The organism is Corynebacterium sp. HMSC055D05 (genome assembly GCF_001810365.1).
In the GTDB taxonomy this organism is placed as follows: domain Bacteria; phylum Actinomycetota; class Actinomycetes; order Mycobacteriales; family Mycobacteriaceae; genus Corynebacterium; species Corynebacterium coyleae.
The window spans coordinates 1-430 of record NZ_KV801072.1 but is presented as its reverse complement, the minus strand read 5'-3'; the positions used below and the strand labels follow the sequence as shown (position 1 = coordinate 430).

Sequence of the window (430 nt, the reverse complement as noted above, 5' to 3'; positions counted from 1 at the left end):
GCTATCAATGTTCGGCAGCTCAGAGTCGATCTTCTCAGCGACCTTGTCGTAGCCAGGAGCCGTTGCCTCAACAACACCGTCGGTCTCGCCAGTCTTGAAGGTCCAGTCGTCGGCACCAGCAGACGGCTTACCCTTCGCTTCCTTCACAGGAACATCGGTCTTGCCCTCAAACGGATCAGACTTCTTAGTCTTACCCGCCTCGACGTTCTTACGATCGCCGTAGTCCGGAGTGTTCTTCGCAGCATCCGAGTTCGGATCAACGATGTTGATGTCGATCTCGCCGACCTTGTTGCCGTCCTTGTCCTTGACGACAACCTTGCCATCCTGCGGCTTGGTGCCCTCCGGAACGGTCACCTTGATCTCACCGGTGTTCGGATCAACCTCAACCTTGGCATTCTCGATCGGGTTACCGTCCTTATCCAGGACCTCA

The 430-nt window shown here is 56.0% G+C and carries 1 protein-coding gene; it reads right to left on the bottom strand.

What is annotated here, in order from left to right:
- On the bottom strand, positions 1–430 hold a 430-nt coding region (locus HMPREF2734_RS12035; RefSeq protein WP_210384742.1), incomplete at both ends, for a hypothetical protein.